Source organism: uncultured Paraglaciecola sp. (assembly GCF_913058035.1).
Taxonomy (GTDB): domain Bacteria; phylum Pseudomonadota; class Gammaproteobacteria; order Enterobacterales; family Alteromonadaceae; genus Paraglaciecola.
Genome location: NZ_CAJXPA010000062.1, coordinates 1 through 24,408, shown reverse-complemented (window position 1 = coordinate 24,408; position 24,408 = coordinate 1). Strand labels below are relative to the sequence as shown.

The following is a 24,408-nucleotide window of genomic DNA, read 5'->3' as shown; positions in this document are numbered from 1 at the left end:
GTTGTTATTACATCTGATGTAATAAATTAATGAAATCCAATTAATGCTTTGTGCTTTTTATTAAGTATTTGTTGGGTAACTAATGTGTAACTTGGATAAATAACGACCTTTTGGTTCATTGTTTTCCAATCAACCAAGAGGTTTTAACATGGCAGATTTACTGGGTCGCGTTCACTGCAAACAATTTTATTTATTAATATTGATGACTCTATTTATATCCAGTTGTGGTGACGACAACGACGACACAATACAACCAATCCCGGTTGCAAACTCTGCACCTGCTATCAGTTCAGCAGATACGGATACAGCTTCTATAGGAACTCTTTTTAATTATACTCTGACTGCAACAGATGCAGATGGCGATACATTAACTTATCAGGCCTCTCTTTTGCCTGCATGGTTAACATTCGATGCTGCAATCGCGGAGCTTAGTGGTACTCCACCTGCAGGAAGTGCAGGTGACTACCAAGTTACATTAGCCGCTAGTGATGGTATGAACTCAACACCTGTATTTTTGACTATTAGTATTGCTAATAGTGCCCCCGTTATTACCAGTACGGCTGGCAATAATGGCGTTATTGGAAGTGCATACTCTTACACTCTTACTGCAAATGATGCCGATGCTGATACGCTTATTTACTCATCTGTAACCTTGCCTACTTGGGCCGCATTTGATGCTGCTTCAGGGGTATTAACTGGGACGCCTACAACAGCAGGTGACTCTGAAGTTGAATTATCAGTCAGTGACGGTGAAGCATCGGTTAACCAAAAGTTTACTCTTGTGGTCACCAATACTCCATCAGTCGTAATCAGTTTTGACCAAGCAGTCGTTTTCTCAGACTTCGGTGGTACTGTTACAGACGTCATTGCGAACCCTGACCAAACTGGTATTAATACCAGCGATGAAGTTGGTCGTATGCAAAAGTTTGCAGGCGAAGTATTTGGTGGCACAACCATATCTTTAAACGACCCTCTTACTCTTGCGGCGAAGTTACTCTTTGGGCAAGAAATATCCTCACAATTTTTAAGTGCTAAATCTATTGCCGCAAGCAATGTATTTACCCTTAAAGTATGGTCACAACGTCAAGTAGCTCTTACCTTTAAACTGGAAGGTGATGTAGACGCGAATGATGTCGAAAGAGTAGTCACTCACGACGGTACAGGTTGGGAAGTATTAAGCTTTGATTTTACCGATGTCACAGGCACAGGTTATACCGCAATAACATTGATTTTTGACAACGGTGTGGTGGGTGATGCGGCTGACGATGCGGCTAACTGGACCTTTTATTTTGATGATATGGTTATACCCGTAGCAGCTGACGACACAACTGGTGGTGACACAGCCGCGAGTATCGTTAACGGTCTTGAAAATGCACTTGATTCGTATACTTTTGGAAACTTCGAAGGCGGCGCAGCAAGTGTTATTGCAAACCCTGACGCTTCTGGTATCAACACCAGCGCACAAGTCGGTCAAATGGTGAAATCTGCTGGAGCAACTTATGGCGGCAGCACGTTAACTCTTGACAGCGCAGTTGACATACCCGCAGACGCCATCATTACCATGAAGGTATGGTCGCAACGTGCAGTTGACGTATTGTTTAAACTTGAAGGTGGACCAGTAGGTGAAGTCACTACAGCACACAGTGGTTCAGGTTGGGAAGAGTTGAGTTTTGACTTTACCGGTATTTCAGGTGAAGGCACAACTGGTGTCACCCTAATCTTTGATAACGGCACAGCGGGTGATGCAGAAAACGATGCAGTAAACTGGACCTTCTACTTTGATGACCTCACATTCCCTGTAGCAGCTGACGACACAACTGGTGGCGACACAGCCGCGAGTATCGTTAACGGTCTTGAAAATGCACTTGATTCGTATACTTTTGGAAACTTCGAAGGCGGCGCAGCAAGTGTTATTGCAAACCCTGACGCTTCTGGTATCAACACCAGCGCACAAGTCGGTCAAATGGTGAAATCTGCTGGAGCAACTTATGGCGGCAGCACGTTAACTCTTGACAGCGCAGTTGACATACCCGCAGACGCCATCATTACCATGAAGGTATGGTCGCAACGTGCAGTTGACGTATTGTTTAAACTTGAAGGTGGACCAGTAGGTGAAGTCACTACAGCACACAGTGGTTCAGGTTGGGAAGAGTTGAGTTTTGACTTTACCGGTATTTCAGGTGCAGGCACAACTGGCGTCACCCTAATCTTTGATAACGGCACAGCGGGTGATGCAGAAAACGATGCAGTAAACTGGACCTTCTACTTTGATGACCTCACATTCCCTGTAGCGGCTGACGCTGGCACAGGCGGTGGAGCTGACGGTACTGAACTAACGGTTAACGGTAACTTCGAAGCTGGTGACCTTTCTAATTGGATAGCGACTGCTAACGGTGGCACCATTACTGCTGAAAACACAGCAGTTACTGATAATAGTTGGGCGGCTTATCTGGTTGCTGGTCCTACAAATGCTCCAGCCCTAAGTCAAGTTGGTCTTGCTGCCGGCTCAGTTAATGTAGGTGACACAATCGATATTTCGTTTGACATGTGTGGAACGGCAGCGGATGGCGGCGTAATATTTCCTGCGTTACTTTCTGAGTTTGGTGGTGATACTGGCGCTGACAGAGAACTCCTAGCGACAATTGCTAGCCCGCCTTCCGTCTGGACACGCTATTACTATAGTACTGTTGCGGGTGGTCCGAATGCTAATGTCACCGGTGGTGTATCGCTACAGTTTGACGTGGTATGTGGTGGTGATGCAACTTGCTCTGCTGCAGCTTACTTCGACAATGTTTCTGTCACTATTGGTGGTGGTCCTGTAGCTGGTACCGCAAGCGGTAATAGCTGTATAGCAGGTGGTGGTAGTTCAACAAACGATTCACCTATCGATTTTGAAGGTGCTGCAGATACCTATGCTTTTACAGATTTTGATGGCGGCGAAGTTACTATTGTAGCTAATCCAGGTGTCGCAGGTAACGATAGTGTTCAAGTAGGTAAAATGCTAAAGAATGCTGGGCAACCATGGGGTGGCAGCACCTTAGCTCTAAACAGTCCAATAGACCTAGCAGATGGTGATGTATTTACTTTACAAGTTTGGTCAGACCGTGTGGTTAATGTGCTGTTTAAACTTGAAGGTACACCTAACCAAGAAAGAGACATGAATCATGGTGGAACAGGTTGGGAAACACTTAGTTTTGACTTTACTGGCAGCACAAGTACAGGCGTAAATGGAGTCACCTTAATTTTCGACAACGGCACTATGGGTGCTGGTGGTGATGATTGGACGTTCTACTTTGATAATATGACCCTTCCTGATACAAGTACTGGTGGTGGTGATACCGGCGGTAGTTCAGGTAGTGGTTTATCAGCTATTGATTTCGAATCCGGTGGTGCTGGTGCTTCATATGCTTGGGCAGTATTCGAAAATTCTGACAATCCAGCTCTAGAGATCATTGCGAATCCTGATATGTCAGGTGCTAATACGTCAGCTACTGTGGCTAAATTTACTGCCAGAGTAGATGGACAAGCCTACGCAGGTGTCGAAAGTGCACATGGAGATTTTGGCCCCCTAACCCTAGATGCAACCAACAGCACCGTTAAAATCATGGTGTGGAAGTCTGTTGTTAGTGATATAGGTATTAAATTTGCTATAGCAAACGGTGGTGCAAAGGCTGAAATAAAAGTATCTAATACTCAGATAAATCAGTGGGAAGAAATAACGTTTGATTTATCTGCCAACATTGGTGCAGCTGAATCAATTAACATTGATCAAATCATCATCTTCCCTGACTTTAATGTTAGAGCCGCAGAAACCGTCACTTACTTTGACAACATTACTTTTGGAAACTAATCTGACGCTTTATAAAGTACGCAGATAATCTAAATCTAAAAAGAGACTATCCGATAATCGGCTAGTCTCTTTTTTAATGAAGTAACAAAATATCTTATCTCAATAACATTACCCATTAATGAACAATACTTAGACTAACAAACGTCATATCTCTTACTTAACAGCCCTTCGCTATTCACTCGACCTAACCCAAATTAAGGGTTCCATGTTTTTAAAATCTATTTACTGCTCGTACTAAAGTCCTCCTCATCAAGTGTTAACTGAGTGTGAAATTATTTATTAATATCAGTTTTGATTTAATAAGCTTGTTTTAGCTTTCAATAATAATGGCATTTACTGGATATAAAGTGTTGTAAGCGCGTTAATAATTGACAGCCTTTTAATGGTCTTTTTAAAACTATCGAGTGATTTTTACGGTTTTTAAAAAGCTTGCTGATATTGAACAATAGTTCGTCACAATTTTTTCTCTATTACATTACTCGTGAAATGTTGAACGAGATAAATTTGATAATAAAAATATGAAAATGAATTATATTTTTTGTGTGGATCATTTAGGTAAGGAAGCTTTCAGAATCAACACAATGTGAAAAGTAGATACACACTTAAATACGTATCAAAATAAACCAACCGCCCTCTGCGAGTGAAGATTGACTGTTAAATAAACTATAAATGAATATAGATAAACAGATATAAAACTTTTATGACCCTGCCATGAAGGCATTGAAACACTCGTCCTCTTGTGTCTTGGTAATTATAGCTACGAACGCAGTAATCAAGTACATATCTGGCTCAGCATTGCTCACATATTAATTTATGATTACTTTGTAACCATTGACCCAGCCTTTTAAGAGCGTGAAATAATAGAAAATAACTTTTTTTGGCTCAGGTTGTCTCATGTTCATTTATGCAAAAATGATGCTGTGTTGATGGTTAATCACACCTGGCATAATATTAACGATATGACGTGCCCTCCCCCTATTTTCGATGGTTGTTTGAGTATCACCCATTGCCTTCAAAATCGTTCTAGAATAAAAGTACCTCGAACAATAATAAAAAATGTAATAATTCTATGAGTAAAAATCTATGCTCATCTATGACTCATTCCGAATTACCAAAAGAGACAGATCCTGGTACTGATAAATACCAGCTATTCAGTGCTTTAGTCGAAACAGTAGACGCAGCCACCTACGTATTTTAGATGAACTACACATTAACCAGATTGAATTAGAGTTGCAAAACGAGAAGCTTATTAATACAAGAAACTACGCTGAACAGGCCGCAGTAAGTTGCACTGAACTCTATAATTTTGCCCCGGGGCTATGTTACTTTTAATATTAATGGGGACATTATCCACAAAAACTTCGCTGCTGTTCGGCTTTTAGGAATGGAGTGGAATACAATAATCTACAAGGTGTAAGATTGGCGGCGTTTGTGGTTCAAGACGACCTGCATAAATTCAGTAATCTGCTTTAGATCTTAAATGCTTATAACATCCAAACAGTTTGTGGAATTTGACTTACGGGCAAAGAAGCAAAAACTGTTCAGAAGAATATCAGCGTCGATGAACATTATTCAAAATATCGCTTGGTGTTAACCGATACTACTAAGCTTAAAAGAGCTGAAGTTAAGGTGCAACTCGCAGCAAGTGTTTTCACATCTCCCCGTGAAGGCATCATGAAAACGAATGCCAATGAAACTATTCTTTAGATCAACCATACATTTTTGCACATTGCAGCCTTCGGTCTTAGAGAAACAGCAAGCAAAAACTCAGCAATGCTTCAGTCGGACCATCTGTCGCCTGAATTTTATGATTCCATGCAACACTAGTTAGAAAAGTTACTGGTAAGCCAAGGTGAAGAGCAAGAGAAAAAGTGGCGACGTTTACCCTAAAAATTTAGTCATTAGTGCCTTTCGTGATAATACTAGTAAGTCTCAACGTTACGTCACGTTACGTTTATTTCTTTTTTTATTTATCTATTTATTTACCAACATTACTTATTTGAAAGCACATCAGCAGCAACTAGATCAAGCGGCATATTACTGTGTATTAACAAATCGTCCAAATCGAGCGCTATTAGCTGACCACTTATCTATAGCACTTCTTTGATTTAACAGACATTCTAAGAAACCACCCATTTTTATGCAGACATGGACGGTTTTAATTACATTTACGACAATTATAGACATAACACGGGAGACAAACTATTAGTCTGTTCACAGTACATGAGGGATGCATTACGTGAATGTGACACCCTTGAGTTTATCGGTGGCGATGAGTTTATGGTTGAGCTAGATGATTTGGAAATGCCTAACGATTGTAAGCCTACACTTGAACGACTTCAGAAAGTCGCATCACAAACCATTTGTTTAAGTGATGTTTTGTTAAATTTTTCTGCAGGCATGGATGTCGCTATTTATCCACAAAGCGGGGGGGGGGAAATAGCGACTTACTAATATGTCAGGCTAATCAAATCATGCGCATCGCCAAAGAAAGTAGTAAGAATCGATACCATTTTTGATATACACACGAGTATTGAGGCCAGAAGACTGCACAAAAATATAAACTTGCTACGCCAAGCATTTGCACAAGTCGAGTTTTTTTGTATTACCAACCTAATATCAATATGAGCTCAATATGGGTTCATATTGAGGACGCTAAGAGTGGAAGGGGTCGAGGTGTCATTACCGAAGGAGTAGAAACGGTTGCTCATGCCGCCAAGCTACTATTCATAGAGTGCGAGATACAGCAAGGTTATGCTACTGCAAGGCCTAGTCGTCAACTGAACTACCTTGATGGGTAAAAAGCTAGCACGAAGATCCTGTTAAGCAAGCTAAATAAGCATTTACATTGACAATCGGCATCCGTCTTGAATGTTAACAAATAAAACGAATTATAAGACAATAAGACAATCGGACTGAATAATTTATCGATTATCAGATTACATATGTGTGGGTTGCTCTAAGACTGTTGTAAAGCAATCCTCCCAGTTTTTACTGCTTGCTTAACCAATTTTATCTCTGGTGCCAGTTTAAATAAGTCACCATTGAGTCCAGTTAGGCTTCGTGGCACATGACTTAAACGTGCCATATCTGCGTTAGCTTGCATATGCTCAACTTCCCCATGTGTGGGTATAGCAATTTGTGGGCGCACCCATTCATACATTTGTTTTAGCTCTTCTTGACAAGGATGCCCTGAGGCATGAATTGGTAATTCTGAGTCATCAGCCATAAGGGTTTTGATTTTACGTGCTTTAAAAGCTTTCAATAGGTTTTCGATTGGCTTTTCATTTCCGGGTATCACAATAGAGCTGAACATTACTAGGTCTCCTTCCTCTAAAGAAACATTTCGATATGTGTCTTTGGCCAATTGATTTAATGCAGCTCTTGGCTCACCTTGACTACCTGTTGCTACCGCCAACACCTCGTTTGGTAATAAGTATCCAGCGTTGAAAGCATCGAGTACGGGTAAGTCATCTGGCCAGTGCCCAGTGGCTTTTGCTGCTCCTACTGTGTTTTGCAAAGAACGGCCAAACAGTGCAAAGTAACGCCCTGTTTCTTTTGCAATTTTTGCCAACGTTATCAAGCGTGCAATATTGCTGCTGAAACACCCCACTACAACCCGTCCTTTTGTTTTTGATACAGCTTGTTTCAAACCTTTATAACATTGTTGCTCAGACACAGAATGGCCTTCGCGAATGGCGTTGGTTGAGTCGCACACCATGGCTAATATATTTTGTTTACCCAATAACTTAAAAGGATGAGCGTTAAAGGGTTTGTCTGTCACGGGTGCAAGGTCAATTTTCCAATCTGCGGTATGAAAAACACTACCCGCTGAGGTTCTAATTACAAAGGCATGGGGTTCTGGTATTGAGTGCGTAATCGATACCCACTCAACATTAAACTCACCAATATTGACACGTTCACCACTGTTTATTTCGATAATCGGAATTTTATCGCCTAATCCACCACGAGCAAGTTTTCTGCGTAATATTTCAGCAGTATACTTGGTGGTGTAAACAGGACATTTGAATCGACGCCATAAAAAAGGTAGAGCACCAATATGATCTTCATGGGCATGAGTAATCACAATACCCGCTAACTGTTCTTTGCGCTGACTAATAAACCAAGGATCGGCAGCGACTATTTCATGTTTATGCAGCCCAGGTTTTTTAGATTCAGCTTCTGTACAAAGTGGGCTATTAAAAGTTATGCCACAATCCATCATCAACCATTGCCCGGCATGTCCATAAAGATTCATGTTCATGCCTATTTCGCCCGTTCCACCTAAAGGCAGAAACCACAGATCTTTATCAGTTGGTGTGAGTGAATGAATAATAAATTCCTAATATATATCAATCTAAATATGAAATGAGCAACGCTTGATGGCCCTGCTATATAATGAAACAATAATTGTAAAAACTATACGGTCATTGTTAAGGATACGATCTAAACAGTATTAACTCTATGCGTAAACAATACTTCTAAAATAGTTTAAGGTGACAATGTTTAGGAATGATGAAGTATAACTAACACAGTAAATTCATACTATTATTCACTAACAAAACTAGCTAAATCTTCTCCCAAACTAGTCATTGGTTTTTCAACAACTCGGCCTAATTCAACTTCACCTTGCAGCAAAATAATGGTCGGTGAAAACATCAAACCATATTGTCGGTGCAAATTACTTGGTTCCTGTTTGTTATAATTGATGCCGTGTAACGACAAACTTTTCAACTCAACGCCAGATAAATCGATAAGTTTTAATAACCTAGGCACTTCACGCTCACTGTCGTGACACCATGTGCCAAACAATACGAGCAAAGACTTGCCCGATAAAGATTTTATTGCAGTAATTTCAGCTGAGGTAGGCTGGTATTGTTCATAAGCGGCACGAAATTGTGGGTATCCTTTAATAAGTTGTTTGGCTGATATCGAGCCACTCAAAAAGTCTGGATTAGGCGACGCTTGCTCTGTGGATTTACAACCTACCGACAGAGCCATTAAAATAGCCAAAAATAGCATTTTCATATTGATATCCTTTTAGTTTATTTGTATCGCAGCCTACCTAATTTTTGAGTAAAAAAGAACACTGTAAAGTAAACATAAAAATAGATACTTTTACGCGTTCGAGCTGCTCAAATAATAAGACTGCATCTCTCATTATTAAATTGATATGTAAAATCAGTTGTATCGCTAATCATTTATTTTTTTGACAAGTTTAATGATTATGATGCTGATTAATCTTTCGCACCTCACCCGGTAGTGAAAAATAATTCTGGCCACTAGATTTAAGCTGTCTTGGAATTGCGATGGGCACATGAATACCGATACTATTTTTAGTATTAAGTATATTGCTGAGAATATCTCTGCCCTCAGCCGAAAAATAAAACCAATAAGGCGGCAATGCTGCATCACTGACCCGCTTTTGCCAATGGTCTTTAAATGGCAAAAAATGGTCTGCATCTGGGTCGGCATCTCCCATGTGCATTACAGTAATAGACGTATCTAAGTGTGTTAAGGTCACTCTAAAAACTAAGTTTTCGATACTTGCACGACTAGGCCAACCTGCGTGAGGAATTCTTACCACATCGACCAATAAACCCGCCACTTCTACACTTTTCGGTGTCTGATTAAATGCTAATTTAACGCTGGTAACTTGAGGTAGTATTTGCATTACCCCATCCAAAGTACGCAGTTCTGTGACTGCTTGTTGAGGCGCAATTAGCTGCGTATTAGGGTGTTTTTGTAGGTACCTTAAAACATCATCGGCGGCAAAATGATCACCGTGAGCGTGGCTAATAATAATAGCAGTCAAGTTATCAAAAGGAGGTGTGCCATTAAAAATTGCCTTCTTCGTCTCTTCAGGCACTAATTGATAAGTACCAAAAGCTTGATGGAAGAATGGGTCAAACAACACTTTTTTATTACCATTCGTTATTAATACCGCTTCGTTCGCCACATAAGTGATGGAAGCTTGATGTGCCATAACTACACATTGACTACATATTATCAGGCACACCAAGAGGACTAGTTGTCTCATTCATTGTTCCTTCAGCTTTTTTGAACTGAGTTGTTCAGTAAGACCATACAAAAAACTCACAATGTTTTGTGTATAAACAGTAGACACTTAGCTTCTAGCTGTCGTCTTTGAGCGATATGGCTTCTACCAAAGTAACAAAATCGATAAGTTGTTGGAAGAGTCAACTCGCGAGCAACGTGAGACTGTAAGTTTCCACAAAATACTGACAGCGTAGATATGTCTGCGCAAGATTAGCGCATCAAACACCCATACATCATTATGGTTACTTGTAAAAGATCCCAAACAGCTTTTAACAGGGAATTTACAAAAGTCAAACATTACCATCTTCTTATGTTTTTTTAAGATAAAGCAGTACTTTAAGTTTGCCCTATCTATTCATTTAGGATGTATAGTTATCTTAATTTATTTTGGTGTTAATCTTTTTTTGAATAATTAGTAATCACAGCTCCAATTCTGCTTATATATTCTAGAGCACCCCGCTCGGCTCTACTCATTAAGGACTTTACACATGCGCTTACCTATTTATTATTTTTCGCTATTTTTATTATTCACTTTAATGAGTAGCTGCTCAGAGCATAAGAACCAATCTCAGCAATTGCCTGCTCCCGAGGTGGATGTAAGCAGACCCATTCAGGCTGTCATCACACAATGGGACGAATACACGGGCAGATTTGCTGCAGTCAACCAGGCACAAATCAGAGCAAGAGTGAGCGGTTATTTACAACAAACTAATTTTAAAGACGGCCAAGCAGTCAAGAAGGGCGACGTATTATTTGTGATAGACCAACGCTCGTTTAAAATCACCTTAAAAAGTGCGGGTTCGCGATTCGACTTAGCAAAAAAAGAATTGGATAGAGGTAAAGATTTACGTAGTAAAAATTCCCTCTCTCAAGAGGAGGTCGATCGCAGAACCAATGAATATCAACTCGCTTGGGCGGCGCTTGAAAATGCCAAGTTAGAAATGGAGTTCACTGAGGTTAAATCGCCTATTAATGGCGTAGTTTCAAGGGATTATGTCAATGTGGGAAACCTTGTGACAGGAGGTGCCAGCGATGCAACATTATTGACTACCGTCGTTTCGCTTAATCCTATTCACTTCTATTTTGATGCTGGCGAGCGAGACCTCTTAAAATATATACGTCTAAGCCAGTTAGACAAACGTGAAAGCTCTAGGACTAAATCTAATCCAGTGCAAATACGCTTGCAAGATGAACAGGAATTTAGTCATTTTGGTGTGATGGATTTTGTTGATAATCAAGTAGACTCAGGCACAGGTACTATTCAAGGTAGAGCTATTTTAGATAATCCAGGCGGCTTTATTTTACCCGGTATATTTGGACGTATGCGTTTGTTATCTCAAGAGGATGTTGAGGTTATGCTGGTACCCGATATGATTATTGGCACAGACCAATCTCGCAAATTTATTTACGTGGTGACAAACGAAAATAAAATAGATCGAAAATTTGTTACTTTAGGTGAATTACATACTCAAGATTTGCGGATTATTGCTGGAGGTTTAAGCCCTGATGATAGTATTTTAGTTAATGGTATGATGCGTGCCAGACCAGGTGCTTTGGTGTCACCAAAGCAAGTCGACATTGCTAGTCAATACAACTACTAACTGGGAGCAACCATATGAATTTCTCTCAGTTTTTTATTTCCAGACCCAAATTTGCCTCTGTTTTAGCCATTATCGTGTTGATTATTGGTAGCCTTGCTTACCAAAATTTGCCTATTGAGCAATACCCACAAGTTGCCCCGCCAACTATACAAGTCACAGCGTCCTACCCTGGAGCCAATGCCGAAATTGCTGCACAGACCGTCGCTACACCTCTAGAGCAGCAGATAAACGGTGTGGAGAACATGCTGTATATCTCCTCTCAATCGACCGCAGACGGTAATGTTAGTATCACTGTTACCTTTGAGTTAGGCACCAATTTAGATACGGCCCAAGTGCAAGTGCAAAACCGTGTGGCGATTGCCGAACCGCGCCTACCTGAGCCGGTTCGACGTATTGGTGTAACAACGATTAAAAATTCACCCGACTTGATGTTAGTTGTGAATATGTTTTCACCCAATGGTACCTATGACCAAACTTACATTGCCAATTATGTGACGTTACAAGTACGTGACCAATTGGCACGTGTTCAAGGTGTGGGCAACATACTGGTATTTGGTGCAAGTCAATACTCAATGCGCATTTGGCTCGATCCTGGACGGATAGCATCAATCGAAATGACAGCAGCAGAGGTCATAAAGGCATTACAAGGTCAGAACATTCAGGTGGCCAGTGGCACTTTAAATAAGTCACCTGTGGCTCAAGGTCAGACAGCTTTTGAATTAAGTGTGCAAACCCAAGGACGACTCATTGAGCCAGAGCAATTTAACAACGTTATTATCAAAAATACTGACGGCAGAATTGTGCGTTTTAAAGATGTAGGCAGAGTCGAGTTAGGCGCTGAGAGTTATGCCACACGAGGTTACCTGGGTGATAAAAAAGCCGTAGCGATGCCTATTTTCCAACGTCCTGGTACCAACGCATTAGAAACTGCAGCAACTATTCGCAGCATTATGCAAAAATTATCTGCTAATTTCCCACCTGATTTAGCCTACGATATTGCTTACAATCCTACTGAATTTATAAGCCAATCTATCGATGCAGTTGAAGTTACCATCTATGAAGCCATAGGATTAGTGGTATTGGTGATATTGGTGTTTTTACAAAACTGGCGCGCAGCCATTATTCCCATTATCGCAATACCGGTATCTCTGATTGGCACATTTGCAGTGATGAGCGCACTTGGCTTTTCATTGAACAACCTGACACTGTTTGGTTTGGTATTAGCCATCGGCATAGTAGTTGACGATGCCATAGTGGTAGTAGAAAACATGGAGCGTTTGTTAGCTCAAGGACAAAAACCCATGCAGGCAGCGCGAGAAACGATGCGCGAAGTGGGTGGTGCAGTGATGGCGATTGGCTTGGTGTTGGTCGCCGTATTTTTACCCACCGCTTTTGTTGGTGGTATTTCAGGACAATTTTATAGTCAATTTGGTATCACCATCGCAGTCGCCACGTTGATTTCTGTCGCGGTATCCTTAATTTTAAGTCCCGCATTATCCGCAGTGTTACTTAAACCGCATCGGACAGTCAAAGAAAAACCAGGCTTGTTGACGCGCTTAGGCGATACTTTTAATCGACAAATGGACAACACTGCTCAGTTATATGGAAAATTAACCGCAAAACTCATACGACTGGGATCGCTCATGTCTTTAGTTTATTTAGGGCTGATGATATTGGCAGGTTATTTGTTCATTACTGTTCCTAAAGGTTTTATCCCCGCGCAAGATCAGGGCTACTTAATTGTTAGCATTCAATTGCCCGCAGGTGCTTCTTTGACGCGCACCGACGATGTAGTGAAAGATGCGGTAAGTAGGCTATTAAAGATTGACGGGATCAGAACATCTGTGGGCTTTGCTGGATTTTCTGGTGCCACTTTTACCAATGCATCCAACTCTGCTGCCATATTCACTATGATGGATTACTTTGATGAGCGCTCAGCTAAAGGCTTAACATTCGATCAGATTCTCGCAGATGTAAAAAAACAAATGTCACAGATAAAAGAAGCTTTTGTTATTGTTATTCCACCCCCGGCAGTGCGAGGAATTGGCAACGGTGGAGGCTTTAAAATGATGATTGAGGACAGAGCAGGACGAGGCCTTGAGGTCTTAGAGCAAGCAATGTGGGAATTGGCAGGTGCAGCGAATCAAGCACCCGCAACCCAATCAGTTTTCAGTTTATTTGAAACCAATACGCCACAACTTTATGTGGATATAGACAGAGAAAGAGTTGAACGTTTAGGTGTGCCTGTATCAGAAGTATTTAGCGCTTTAGAAATATATTTAGGGAGCGCTTTTGTAAATGATTTCAGTTACTTAGGTAGAACCTTTAGAGTCACAGCACAGGCTGATGCGCCTTTTAGAATGACGCCCGATGATATTGGCCGCATTCGAGTTAAAAATGCATCTGGCGATATGGTACCGCTCAGCTCAGTGGTTACCTTCAAATACCAATCAGGTCCATCTCGCGTACCTAGGTACAACTTGTATCCTGCCGCAGACTTATTGGGCAGTGCTGCGCCTGGGTTTAGCTCAGGCGCAGCTATCGCTAGTATGGAAAAACTTGCTACAGAAATATTACCTGATGGCATAAGTTTTGAATGGACAGAACTAGCATATCAACAAAAAACAGCCGGAAATTCTGCACTAATCGCGTTTATTATGGCGGTGGTCTTTGTATTTTTACTATTGGTAGCCCTTTATGAAAGCTGGACGTTACCTTTAGCCGTCATTCTGATTGTGCCGATGTGTCTACTCAGTGCTATTACGGGGGTGTGGATAATGGGCATGGATAATAATATTTTGACTCAAGTAGGCTTGATAGTTTTAGTGGGACTTGCCAGTAAAAATGCTATTTTGATTGTTGAGTTCGCCCGCCACCTAGAACAAAAGGGTACGCCTCTTTATCAAGCCACAGTTGAAGCGTCTAAACTTAGGTTGCGACCTATCCTTATGACCTCTTTTGCATTTATTCTCGGGGTTATTCCACTTGCTATTGCTACTGGTGCGGGTGCTGAAATGCGTCAGGCCCTAGGTGTTACTGTGTTTAGCGGTATGTTAGGCGTGACATTTTTTGGTTTAATATTCACCCCTGTTTTTTATGTGTTATGTAGAAAACTATCGATGTTAGCCAAAGGACAAAAACTCGATGAAAACGGTTGTGTACCTATAAAAATCACAGAATAACCTATCAATATCTAGGTAAAAAAATGGCTGTCCAAGACAGCCATTTTTTGTGTTAGGTTAGGTTTTAATTAGGTTTTAATTAGCCTTGTAAAGGAATAACACGTAACTCCACCCGCCTGTTTTCTTGACGTCCTTGAGCGTTATCGTTGCTTGATACTGGTTGACTCTCACCCATTCCAAGCGTCTGCAAACGATTCGCCACAACACCTGTTCCCTGTAAATAGTTAGCGACACTGTTGGCTCGTTGAATCGACAACTGTGTATTGTAGTTAGCATCTCCTACAGAATCAGTATGTCCTTCGACGCTGAGTTTGGTTTTTTCATAACGATTCAGCACTTTTGCCACATCTTCAAGTACCGGATAAAAATCCGTTACAATTGCTGCGTTTCCACTAGCAAAGGTAATGTTACCTGGAATAGATAAGCGGATACTATCGCCTTCTCGATACACTTCTACCCCACTATCGGCAAGTTCTTCGCGAAACGCAGCTTCTTGTTTATCCATGTAATTGCCAATTGCACTGCCTGCTAATGCGCCCAGAGCAGCGCCCCAAACGTAGCGACTTTTATCATTATCGCCTGTACCTTTTCCAATAAGTGCGCCCACCACGGCACCAATCCCAGCACCTTTTTGAGTATTGCTATAGTTAGATGCACACCCAGATATAACAAAAGTGGATAGTGCGACGGCAATCATTGTTTTTTTCATGTTTATTCCTAATTAGCGAACAATCTGGATCTCTTAAGAAGATACACGATGTATTCAAATAAAATCAATTCAAAGAATTAATTAAGTGTAAAGCGTAACCAAAGGTCTATATATTTTTGACTCACAAAGCGGGTTTGTATATGCATCATCTTATAGTAAAAAGGCTTAACGCCGACTTAACAAAGCGAGGTCCGAGCAGATATTCATTTAGTAATGTATTTAAACCGAACTGAAAATAATTAATATAGGGCTGGTAGAATAGTGGTTTACGTGCTTTTTTTTTATGTTTAATTAATAAAATATAAATAAACAATGCAATCAGCCTAGTTATTTTAAATGCATTAAACAGGGAATCTACTGATTATTACTTAGCTGCTTCCTAGAGTATTTATAAGCAAGGTCCTGCAGAATAACCACAAACAAAAGGGATGGCATTTGCCATCCCTTTTGTACAATTAGTTGGAGTTGGCCGATAAGCCGGGTTCTGTGAAGTTTGTTCGAAAACAAACAGCGACAATCATTCATCTAGGCCAGCAATCGCTCACTGGCTCCAGCAACACACCCGATCTCAACGTGGGCCACGCCATACGAGATCCTATTTGGTCTTGCTCCGGGTGGAGTTTACCTTGCCGTATACTGTTGCCAGCAACGCGGTGCGCTCTTACCGCACCCTTTCACCCTTACCGATTTGTTACGAATAACAAAAAGGCGGTCTTCTCTCTGCTGCACTTGTCGTCGGCTCGCGCCGCCCAGGCGTTACCTGGCACCCTGCCCTATGGAGCCCGGACTTTCCTCCCTTCAGAAATTCACGAATGAAAACTGAACGGCGATTGTCTGGCCAACTCCGTGGCGGAGTCTACGCAGGTTATAGCCCAGATTCAATCAAAAGCAGAAGATACGATTAGGACTTGTCAACAAACTTATATCGTGAACTTTTAGCATTTAAGGATGATGTGTTAGGTGTTGAAGTGTTATTTGGACGACCAAAATTTTAATGTTCGATCACTTTTAGATAATACTATTTAATGTTGTTTCAAAATCAGTTTAATTAGCTACCTAAACTAGCTACCTAACTTTTAATATGTGAGGTGCTACTTCGAACCTCACATATTATTTTTAGTCCTTCTCTGGCCTTTGTCTCAGTTTCAGTTTCACGAAATGCCTTTGAAATGAACCAGTAGTGGTTGCGAATATGGGCTTTCTTAAATGTTTGAGTGGATTAAGAGCACCTTCTGCAATGTCACCTGCAATATTCCCTGTAATGTAACCTGCAATGAAGGATAAAAAACTGCCAAAGCCAATATCGACGAGCTATCGGTAAATCGTGTGTAGAGTGGTAGGAAACATGAAGATGTTGAGGCGTGTCCTAATTCCCTTGATTTAGAAGGTTGGAAACCAGTTAACGCAGATTATTGTGAGTTTGAAGTGGGTCGAGATTTGCTGGCGTAATGAGAAGACAAGTTAACTGAGGTGCGTGAACTCATTTCAATTAACAAGCTTTAAGTTTTTCAGATGATTATTTAGTCCCTAGTTAGCACTTCTAACAATTCTATTTCAAACAGTAGATTAGAATGTGGTGGTATCATCGTTCCAATTTGGCGTTCTGCATACGCTAAATGTGCCGGTACTCGCAAACGTCTTTTGCCGCCCACCTGCATATCTTGCAAGCCTAAAATCCAGCCTTGGATCACACGCTTATTACTGAGAACGGTTTGAAAAGGTATATTCTTTTTATAAGACGAGTCAAACTCTGTGCCGTCTTCGAGCCAACCGACGTAGTGGGCGGTGATCAAGGCACCACGTTCGGCAGCTTTACCTGTGCCGATTACTAAATCTTCAATTTCTAATTCTTGCTGCATATTCAATTTTCAAAGCCCAATAAAGGCAAAAGTATACCTTGTATGGATTAGAGCAGGTAAACTGTTATAAACAAAATTAAAAATCCTAATTTGAGGAAACACAATATGGCAACGACAGCCTCCAATATGTTAGTTCTTGGCCACACAGCAGCGGACTTTAGTTTACCTGATACAGACGGTAATATTGTCAGTTTGGACAACTTCAAAGGAAATAAAGGTTTGGTAGTAGCTTTTATTTGTAACCATTGTCCCTACGTTATTCATATTGCGCCACAGTTGGCTAAAGTCGCTTTACAGTATCAAGAAATGGGAATTGATTTTGTGGCAATCAATAGCAACGATATCGAATTGTATCCCGATGACGACATGGTTCATATGATTGAGGAAAAACGAATCCGTCAATACCCTTTTTCATATTTACTTGATGAGGATCAAAAAGTAGCTAAAGCGTATTCTGCAGCATGTACGCCTGATATATATCTATTTAATGCTGAACAAAAATTGGTTTACCGCGGGCAATTTGATGCTTCTCGACCGCTACGTATTTCTTCCGGTAATTACGACTCCTCACAACATCAGGCAACGGGAAGCGACTTAATACACGCGATGGATACACTACTTGATGATCGCCATATTGACGCAGCTCAAACACCCTCTATGGGCTGTAATATCAAATGGAAAGCTGGGAATGAGCCTAATTAGATTGGTTTTAATCGGCTTTAGGTCGAAGAGTAACTGTGGGCAGTCTATTCGGGTATTGGTAAAGCATATATAAATTGAAGTACTTCAGTCTACGTCACGATCAGCATTTAAATATGCAAAACTGATCGTGTCAATTCCTTAGATGTCACATTATTTATACGTGACTCCTGTTCACTCTGAACCAATAAGTCATGTACATAAACCCCGCTCCAACCAATGTGGCAGGCAGACTGATTTTTGAGGACAAGGCGAAAAATACTGTAAACTGATTCGATTCAGAACCAGTTACATTACCTGGAAACATGCCTTGGCCAAATGCAAAGTATTCACGCAATGTATTGAAGAAAATACGTCCATCCAGATGTAAATATCCAGCGACAAAAGATTCAATTAATAATATAGCGGCTACAGGCAATATCGCCCATAAAAAAGGGGCTTTATTAGCAAACATCGACGTTAACATTAACCATGCAAAAATAGGAAACATCCATAATGCATAGGGCAGTAGGTTTAACCAAATAGAGATTAAATTGCTGATGATGTCAGCGCTTCCCCATAACCCCCATAATGACACGTCATATCCTAACGACAACACTGCACACGTAATCAGAGCCAATAGTAGAAAAACAAACACCACAAATGTTGCCGCAAGCATAAAGATTGCTGGTACAACTAACGCGCCTGTGATCAGTTTAACACCCACGTTTAGAACGTCGGATACAGGTAATGAACGCCAAAAATAAATTGATAAGTCACGTCTTTCGTCGAACAAGCAAGTCGTAAAGTAATAGAGCTGTATGATCAATGACGACATGATAAAAGGTACAAACATGCCCATAATAGTGGTCAGGAAAAAACGTGTGAAACCTTCTACATGTGCCAAATTGTCAGCATTTGTTATGGTATCAAGCAACATGGCTGTTTCGTGCTCTTCTAGCAGTATCAACTTGAGCAAAGGTGCGGCAATTATAAAAACCGCGATGCTGAGAGGCACCCAAAATAAGGTTTTTTTAAACTCCCAGATTTCCTTTCTAAAACTAGTGATGATTTGTGAACTGTTCATGCGTGAGTCTCCTGCGTCATCACTCCGACAAAAATATCAGCCAACGAAGGAGAACTCACCTTGCCTAGAGTATCAAGTATAGCGGGGTCAACATTATCAAATAACATGCTAGTGATACCCATCATGGTATTAGTAAAAAGTGGGTGATAAGATCTGGCTTGTTCAATATGTCTGTTATCGACTGCTAACAATCTAAAGCGGCTACGAATATCGTCGACACTCTGGGCCAGTGCAATCTTACCATCACGAATAAATGCGGCATCCGTGAGAATATGTTCTATTTCTTCAATTTGATGAGTGGTGAGTATGATACATTTTTTTTCATCATAAAAGTCCTCCAACAAATGTGCATAAAATTGACGACGAGTCAGAATATCTAAACCAAGAGTAGGTTCGTCCAAGATCAATATTTTTGCATCAACGGCTAAAATTAAAGCGAGGTGTAATTGTGTCACCATGCCTTTAGACAAGGTTTTAACTTTAGCTGTTGCGGGTATATTAGTTTTGGCTAAAAATGCTTCAGCCTTTTGTTGATTAAAGTTGGGGTGAACACCTTGCATATACGTCAATACTTGATTGACTTTTATCCACTTGGGTAAAACAGCAACGTCAGCAATATAAGCAACATCCATCAACATCTTTGCTCTGTTTTTGCTAGGGTTGTATCCCAATACATTAATCTCCCCCTCATAATTAGTTAAACCTAACAACGCTTGTAAACAGGTCGTTTTACCCGCTCCATTTGGTCCTACCAAGCCTAAAATTTGTCCCGCACCTAAGGTTAAATTTACATCATTCAGTACCTGCTTATTTTTGTAAGACTTACTTAGTCCTGAAATTGTAATCATTGCTGACATTATCAATTCTCCTTGGTAGTTCGCGGCAATTCTTCGACAGAAAGCTAAAGGCGTGAAATTTTCAATATTATCAATGGTCGTTCAGAGGGCACAATAGAGCTTCGCTTTTTTCTAAGATACTGTGAGGTGCACTTGCCTTAACAAAAAGTCCTTTGCCACGCTGTTTCTCGATATCTAAAATTTGTAAGTATTCATAAACTTTGTTAGCAATTAGATTAAAATACGTTGCTACAAGTCACTGTAACTTACACGGAGCTGGGTTTTAAAAACTTAAGGAATAACATTTTTTGTAGCTGATACACAATCAGTCCAGCTAAGACTAAGGCGCATCCTTGGTACAATATACCTATCATATCTGAATGTTCGCCATGAGATAATTGCATTTGCCAGTCAAATTGCTTAAAAAGTACATCCAAAATTAATCCAGATATTAATGCACTGCTGATAATAGCCAATAAATAAAGACCAAGTTCACGTTTGCCCAATTCGTTTTTAATCACCATCAAAGTGGCAATGTTGGTTGCAGGCCCCGTCAGCATAAAAACTAAAGCCGCACCTGGCGTGATACCCGACAACAACAAACCAACGGCAATGGGTGTCGAAGCTGTAGCGCAAACGTACATTGGAATAGATATCAAAACTACAACTAACATAGCCCATATACCTTGCGCATACTGATTTAAAAATCCTACAGGTACTAAGGTGGTGACAAGAGCAGCGAAGAAAATTCCAATCAAAAACCACAGCATAAAATCTCTTAGTAACTGGCCGTAACCGAATACAAATACTGCTTTTGTCTTTTCAATCATATTAGTTGGTGCAGCATTAGACTTATGGCAGCAACTGCTTGTAGTTTTATCCTGGGGCTCTGGTTCAAACTCATTGTCTAGCCGACCAAACCACAGGACTAATAAACCTGCGACTATGGCAGAAACTATTGCTGCAATAGGTCGAGCAACTGCCATTATCGGTCCCATTAACGCGTATGTAATACCAACCGAGTCGACCCCCGTTTCAGGTGTGGCAACCAAAAAGCTAGCGGTGCTTGCTTTACTTGCACCACTTCGTCTTATTCCGATGGCAACTGGAATAACAGAACAGGAGCACAACGGCAGAGGGGCGCCAATAAGTGCTGCCGTTAATATTGAACTTTTACCTCCCAATGTTTTTTCTACCCATGCGCGCGGGATCAACTGATTAATCATACCAGCGATAAACATACCTAATAATAAAAAAGGGGCAGATTCAGTGAAGAGCAATACAAAATTTGAGAAAAGATCCATAATTTACTCCTGTTCTAAGTTAGCAATGATTGAACAAAACTCTGCACTTTCTTGACCACCACAACAATAACGTTCTAGTTGTTGTAATGTTTTTTGCATCTGTTTTAGTTGTGTAATTTGCTGACTAATATCAATTATTTTTGTGCTCGTAATAAGCTTAGCTTCAGCACAAACATGCTGGTCTTTATCATGCTTTATTGCCAGTAAAGCCGCCGTTTCAGCTAAACTAAAGCCACATTCTTTGCTACGTTTAATGAACTTAGCTGTGGTTAAATCATCCTGTGAATAAATACGGTAATTACTTTCACTACGCTGTGACGCACTAAATAATCCTGTTTTTTCATAATAACGCAGTGTATGTGCACTAATACCAGAACGCGCGGCTAAATTACTTATTTTCATGACAGTTCCTCTATTTCAGACATTCTATCATAAAGCTTAGAGTATCATCTAGGGTCAAGTAATTAGTGACAGTATCTGCTTTAAAACAAACGTGATGTTAATAAACTGTTAATTGACTCGCAAAATACAAATAGTAAATTACACTTAGTAAGAATTTTAAGGAGCAGAACTATGAAAATTAACTATTTGTTTTTACTACTACTTTTATCTTTTATTGTAAGTGCATGTAAACCTAATCCTCCCAGTGAGCAAACCCAATCAACATCTATTGTTGCTGACGTGGCCATTCCGGTGGAAAAAAAGTTACTTAACAACAACTGCAAATTTGTTCTTGGGTTTGATGCGTGGGAACCTTATCAATATGTAGATGTTGGTGAGCGTATTGCCGGTCTAGATATTGAATTAATTGCTGCGGTGATAAGCAACATGGGTTGTCAGTTGACTTATCAACAAGGCACTTGGGTTGATTTGTTAATGGCTTTAAGACAGGGTGAAGTAGATCTATTGCTTGGCGCGTCAAAAACACAAGCAAGGGAAAAGTTTGCGTTGTTTAGTGATGCATATCGGATGGAAGAGTTTTCTCTTTATATTCGCAAGAGCGATAAGGTACGGGCAGGCTATAAAACTATTTCTGAATTTTCTCAGAATAATAGTCGAATAGGTATAGTTGAAGATTATGTTTATGGACCAGATGTATCATCCTTGTTAGATAACCCTGAAACATCCAAGTATTTTGTCAACGCTATCATGGGCGAAATCAATGTCGCTAGACTGCTGGACGAAGATATAGACGGATACCTTGAAGATAGTTTTGTGGGTGCATCATTACTTCGGCGTAAAGCATTGTCCAAGTATATTGTTGCTCAAGGTATAAATATAAAAACGGGGAACGCTTATGTTATGTTCAGCAAAATAAGTGTGACTCCAGAACAACTGCGCAACTTTAATACACAACTAGCAAAAGTCAAAAGTAGTGATATTTATCAAGATATTCTAAATAAATATACTTATTGAATATTGTTACTAAAGAGCATTTATATTATCAGATAATATAAATGCTCAATTTGTTATAAACTGAGGTTCTCACTTTATAACAAATGCCATTAAAGCCAGCCTCAATATAAACAAAAAACGTATCGTAAAATCCCAGCCTAATACCTGTTTCCAAGGATAGAAAATCATGCATGATCCCCTCCTCATCTATTACTTCAGCATAATTAAACGATGAAATAAACTCACCTTTATGCAAACTATTTGTTGAGCAATTAAGAGTTGTTGTCCCTAATCCAGTAATAGAATCAGACTCTTTTAACTCATGTTTTACAAACTATTGTACTGTTAGTTTGCGACGTTACATGAGCTGAAAGTAAATTGTAGTAGAGGGTGTAGTAAAAAAATTTTAACATGATGTTATTAAATAATGAGAGATCTAGAATTGATGGTTATGCTACTTGGATAAAGCTTAATCAAGCGTAAACAAAGCTTTTCAAAAAATAAGACACGTAAAGTAGCAGCTTTAAGTTAGTGTATTACCCTTATACTGCTATGATCTATACCTAAATACATTAGGGTTTAATAATGCATAAGGTTTTTTTTAAAGGTCGCATTGAAGTGCGAGAACAATATCAACGCTTTGGTTATAACACCAACAGACAAGTCAAATTAGGCAGTGCAAATTCGCCTCTCACACTTGTTGTCTGTACAGTACAAAGGAAAGAAGAAATTGAACAAATACTATTAGATAATTCACTTGTTGCAAATATTGAAATTGACACAGACAAGCATGAAAATATTATGGAGCTAGACGCAATTTTAAATAAACCGACGACTCAGACTGTTATTCCTTCATTGAGTCGCAACGAACCTTGCAATTGTGGCAGTGGTAAAAAATTTAAAAAATGTTGTGGAAAATAAACCGGTTAGTAGTCAAGGGGATTTAATTAACGAAGAAGGTTCTTATTGAATATAGAACACCCTCATTTTATACCATGACCATTTCAAGACTGCGTACATTTCTGATGTCAAAAGATTAGCCCAATTGCTCATAGCGCCACCAGTTTGCATTTTCGTTATGCCAACAGCGTTAGCGCTTTCAAAATCGAGAATATAGTTTTTAACACTCAAGGTAAAACTAGTTTTTACCTTGAGTGTTAAAAAGCCTATATCAATGAATTCAGACTAATTATTGATGATTTTATGCTCAACTAGGATATTGTGCATATTGAGAAATTATAAAAAGCTGATGAACATGATAATCACGATAGGTTCTGTTTATAGTAACTAAATAAAATTTAAGGAATATAGATGGACAAATTTATGCAGGCTGCAATAGAAGAAGCCCAAAAAGGGTTATCCGAAGGAGGTATTCCCATTGGTTCAGTTATAGTGCATAACAACAAAATTATCGGCCGTGGTCACAACCGAAGAGTGCAAAGCGGTAGCCCAATTTTACATGGCGAAATGGACGCATTTGAAAATGCAGGTCGCCAATCTGCTCAGACTTATCGAGAATCGGTTATTTACACTACCTTATCACCCTGTTCAATGTGTTCAGGAGCTATTATTTTATACGGCATCGGTAAGGTAATCGTAGGAGAAAATCACACATATTTAGGAGAAGAAGCACTTTTAATTGCTCGTGGTGTATCCGTAGAGGTGTTACAAAATCAACAATGCATACACCTTATGCAAAGTTTTATAGATACACATCCTCAGCTGTGGAATGAAGACATCGGGGTTTAAAGACAACTAAAATATTCTCAATGAATGAAATCATTAACTAAATGTTAAATATAATATACATTGAGTTATATATTATATACATAAATTAGTAATACTTT

General features: G+C 40.0%; 19 protein-coding genes and 1 other RNA gene. 10 read left to right on the top strand and 10 right to left on the bottom strand.

What is annotated here, in order from left to right; genetic code table 11:
- Positions 1–148 precede the first annotated feature (148 nt).
- The 4 genes from QZ562_RS10085 (at position 149) to QZ562_RS10070 (ending at position 6,651) form a co-directional block, all read left to right on the top strand.
- The gene (locus QZ562_RS10085) at positions 149–3,850 is read left to right on the top strand and encodes a putative Ig domain-containing protein (RefSeq protein WP_293759519.1); all 3,702 of its coding nucleotides are present in this window, start codon (positions 149–151) and stop codon (positions 3,848–3,850) included.
- A 1,069-nt stretch (positions 3,851–4,919) separates the two neighbouring features.
- Positions 4,920–5,048, top strand: a complete 129-nt coding sequence (locus QZ562_RS10080; RefSeq protein WP_293759518.1) for a hypothetical protein — start codon at positions 4,920–4,922, stop codon at positions 5,046–5,048.
- 950 nt (positions 5,049–5,998) lie between these two features.
- The gene (locus tag QZ562_RS10075) at positions 5,999–6,304 is read left to right on the top strand and encodes a diguanylate cyclase (protein WP_293759517.1); all 306 of its coding nucleotides are present in this window, start codon (positions 5,999–6,001) and stop codon (positions 6,302–6,304) included.
- A gap of 146 nt (positions 6,305–6,450) precedes the next feature.
- Entirely contained in the window at positions 6,451–6,651 is a 201-nt protein-coding gene (locus QZ562_RS10070) for a hypothetical protein (protein ID WP_293759516.1), read from the top strand.
- 158 nt (positions 6,652–6,809) lie between these two features.
- Here QZ562_RS10070 and QZ562_RS10065 read toward each other — a convergent pair whose 3' ends face one another.
- The 3 genes from QZ562_RS10065 to QZ562_RS10055 form a co-directional block, all read right to left on the bottom strand.
- A complete protein-coding gene (locus tag QZ562_RS10065; protein WP_293759521.1) occupies positions 6,810–8,108 on the bottom strand; it encodes a ribonuclease J in 1,299 nt (432 codons plus the stop codon).
- A gap of 290 nt (positions 8,109–8,398) precedes the next feature.
- Entirely contained in the window at positions 8,399–8,878 is a 480-nt protein-coding gene (locus tag QZ562_RS10060; protein ID WP_293759515.1) for a thioredoxin, read from the bottom strand.
- Positions 8,879–9,068: 190 nt separating this feature from the next.
- Positions 9,069–9,890: an MBL fold metallo-hydrolase gene (locus tag QZ562_RS10055; RefSeq protein ID WP_293759514.1), complete on the bottom strand. Its 822-nt coding sequence runs from the start codon at positions 9,888–9,890 to the stop codon at positions 9,069–9,071.
- 508 nt (positions 9,891–10,398) lie between these two features.
- Between QZ562_RS10055 and QZ562_RS10050 the strand changes: the two genes are divergently transcribed.
- Together QZ562_RS10050 and QZ562_RS10045 are read left to right on the top strand one after the other, a co-directional pair.
- Entirely contained in the window at positions 10,399–11,511 is a 1,113-nt protein-coding gene (locus tag QZ562_RS10050; protein ID WP_293759513.1) for an efflux RND transporter periplasmic adaptor subunit, read from the top strand.
- A gap of 14 nt (positions 11,512–11,525) precedes the next feature.
- Positions 11,526–14,693: a multidrug efflux RND transporter permease subunit gene (locus QZ562_RS10045; RefSeq protein WP_293759512.1), complete on the top strand. Its 3,168-nt coding sequence runs from the start codon at positions 11,526–11,528 to the stop codon at positions 14,691–14,693.
- A 79-nt stretch (positions 14,694–14,772) separates the two neighbouring features.
- Here QZ562_RS10045 and QZ562_RS10040 read toward each other — a convergent pair whose 3' ends face one another.
- The 3 genes from QZ562_RS10040 to QZ562_RS10030 all read right to left on the bottom strand — a co-directional run bounded on the left by QZ562_RS10040 (position 14,773) and on the right by QZ562_RS10030 (position 17,261).
- The gene (locus QZ562_RS10040) at positions 14,773–15,402 is read right to left on the bottom strand and encodes an OmpA family protein (protein ID WP_293759511.1); all 630 of its coding nucleotides are present in this window, start codon (positions 15,400–15,402) and stop codon (positions 14,773–14,775) included.
- Between the two features lie 457 nt (positions 15,403–15,859).
- Positions 15,860–16,248: RNase P RNA component class A (gene rnpB / locus QZ562_RS10035), an RNA gene on the bottom strand.
- Positions 16,249–16,922: 674 nt separating this feature from the next.
- Entirely contained in the window at positions 16,923–17,261 is a 339-nt protein-coding gene (locus QZ562_RS10030) for an FKBP-type peptidyl-prolyl cis-trans isomerase (RefSeq protein ID WP_293759510.1), read from the bottom strand.
- Between the two features lie 105 nt (positions 17,262–17,366).
- Between QZ562_RS10030 and QZ562_RS10025 the strand changes: the two genes are divergently transcribed.
- Complete coding sequence (locus QZ562_RS10025; protein WP_293759509.1) at positions 17,367–17,963, top strand: thioredoxin family protein; 597 nt, start codon at positions 17,367–17,369, stop codon at positions 17,961–17,963.
- Positions 17,964–18,117: 154 nt separating this feature from the next.
- Here the strand turns inward: QZ562_RS10025 and QZ562_RS10020 are convergent, their stop codons facing one another.
- From QZ562_RS10020 to zntR, 4 genes are all read right to left on the bottom strand, one after another.
- On the bottom strand, positions 18,118–19,026 hold the full coding sequence (locus QZ562_RS10020) for a hypothetical protein (protein ID WP_293759508.1): 909 nt from the start codon (positions 19,024–19,026) through the stop codon (positions 18,118–18,120).
- The gene (locus QZ562_RS10015) at positions 19,023–19,883 is read right to left on the bottom strand and encodes an ABC transporter ATP-binding protein (RefSeq protein WP_293759507.1); all 861 of its coding nucleotides are present in this window, start codon (positions 19,881–19,883) and stop codon (positions 19,023–19,025) included. Before QZ562_RS10015 ends, QZ562_RS10020 begins: the two co-directional genes overlap by 4 nt.
- Before the next feature lie 245 nt (positions 19,884–20,128).
- Positions 20,129–21,166: an SO_0444 family Cu/Zn efflux transporter gene (locus QZ562_RS10010; RefSeq protein ID WP_293759506.1), complete on the bottom strand. Its 1,038-nt coding sequence runs from the start codon at positions 21,164–21,166 to the stop codon at positions 20,129–20,131.
- A 3-nt stretch (positions 21,167–21,169) separates the two neighbouring features.
- Positions 21,170–21,568, bottom strand: coding sequence for a Zn(2+)-responsive transcriptional regulator (zntR, locus tag QZ562_RS10005; protein WP_293759504.1), 399 nt, complete (start codon positions 21,566–21,568; stop codon positions 21,170–21,172).
- A gap of 171 nt (positions 21,569–21,739) precedes the next feature.
- Here zntR and QZ562_RS10000 point away from each other — a divergent pair, with 171 nt between their 5' ends.
- From QZ562_RS10000 to QZ562_RS09990, 3 genes are all read left to right on the top strand, one after another.
- A complete protein-coding gene (locus QZ562_RS10000) occupies positions 21,740–22,582 on the top strand; it encodes a transporter substrate-binding domain-containing protein (RefSeq protein ID WP_293759502.1) in 843 nt (280 codons plus the stop codon).
- Positions 22,583–23,146: 564 nt separating this feature from the next.
- Positions 23,147–23,482, top strand: coding sequence for a PBPRA1643 family SWIM/SEC-C metal-binding motif protein (locus QZ562_RS09995; RefSeq protein WP_293759500.1), 336 nt, complete (start codon positions 23,147–23,149; stop codon positions 23,480–23,482).
- Positions 23,483–23,872: 390 nt separating this feature from the next.
- Complete coding sequence (locus QZ562_RS09990) at positions 23,873–24,310, top strand: nucleoside deaminase (protein ID WP_293759498.1); 438 nt, start codon at positions 23,873–23,875, stop codon at positions 24,308–24,310.
- Positions 24,311–24,408 lie beyond the last annotated feature (98 nt).

Excerpts from the sequence above, each read along its gene's own strand:
- zntR (WP_293759504.1), bottom strand. The coding sequence starts at position 21,568 with ATGAAAATAAGTAATTTAGCCGCGCGTTCTGGTATTAGTGCACATACA.
- QZ562_RS10060 (WP_293759515.1), bottom strand. The coding sequence starts at position 8,878 with ATGAAAATGCTATTTTTGGCTATTTTAATGGCTCTGTCGGTAGGTTGT.
- QZ562_RS10020 (WP_293759508.1), bottom strand. The coding sequence starts at position 19,026 with ATGAACAGTTCACAAATCATCACTAGTTTTAGAAAGGAAATCTGGGAG.
- QZ562_RS10065 (WP_293759521.1), bottom strand. The coding sequence starts at position 8,108 with ATGAATCTTTATGGACATGCCGGGCAATGGTTGATGATGGATTGTGGC.
- QZ562_RS10050 (WP_293759513.1), top strand. The coding sequence starts at position 10,399 with ATGCGCTTACCTATTTATTATTTTTCGCTATTTTTATTATTCACTTTA.
- QZ562_RS09995 (WP_293759500.1), top strand. The coding sequence starts at position 23,147 with ATGCATAAGGTTTTTTTTAAAGGTCGCATTGAAGTGCGAGAACAATAT.
- QZ562_RS10075 (WP_293759517.1), top strand. The coding sequence starts at position 5,999 with ATGGACGGTTTTAATTACATTTACGACAATTATAGACATAACACGGGA.
- QZ562_RS10030 (WP_293759510.1), bottom strand. The coding sequence starts at position 17,261 with ATGCAGCAAGAATTAGAAATTGAAGATTTAGTAATCGGCACAGGTAAA.
- QZ562_RS10055 (WP_293759514.1), bottom strand. The coding sequence starts at position 9,890 with ATGAGACAACTAGTCCTCTTGGTGTGCCTGATAATATGTAGTCAATGT.
- QZ562_RS10010 (WP_293759506.1), bottom strand. The coding sequence starts at position 21,166 with ATGGATCTTTTCTCAAATTTTGTATTGCTCTTCACTGAATCTGCCCCT.
- QZ562_RS10085 (WP_293759519.1), top strand. The coding sequence starts at position 149 with ATGGCAGATTTACTGGGTCGCGTTCACTGCAAACAATTTTATTTATTA.
- QZ562_RS09990 (WP_293759498.1), top strand. The coding sequence starts at position 23,873 with ATGGACAAATTTATGCAGGCTGCAATAGAAGAAGCCCAAAAAGGGTTA.
- QZ562_RS10025 (WP_293759509.1), top strand. The coding sequence starts at position 17,367 with ATGGCAACGACAGCCTCCAATATGTTAGTTCTTGGCCACACAGCAGCG.
- QZ562_RS10045 (WP_293759512.1), top strand. The coding sequence starts at position 11,526 with ATGAATTTCTCTCAGTTTTTTATTTCCAGACCCAAATTTGCCTCTGTT.
- QZ562_RS10000 (WP_293759502.1), top strand. The coding sequence starts at position 21,740 with ATGAAAATTAACTATTTGTTTTTACTACTACTTTTATCTTTTATTGTA.
- QZ562_RS10080 (WP_293759518.1), top strand. The coding sequence starts at position 4,920 with ATGAGTAAAAATCTATGCTCATCTATGACTCATTCCGAATTACCAAAA.
- QZ562_RS10015 (WP_293759507.1), bottom strand. The coding sequence starts at position 19,883 with ATGTCAGCAATGATTACAATTTCAGGACTAAGTAAGTCTTACAAAAAT.
- QZ562_RS10040 (WP_293759511.1), bottom strand. The coding sequence starts at position 15,402 with ATGAAAAAAACAATGATTGCCGTCGCACTATCCACTTTTGTTATATCT.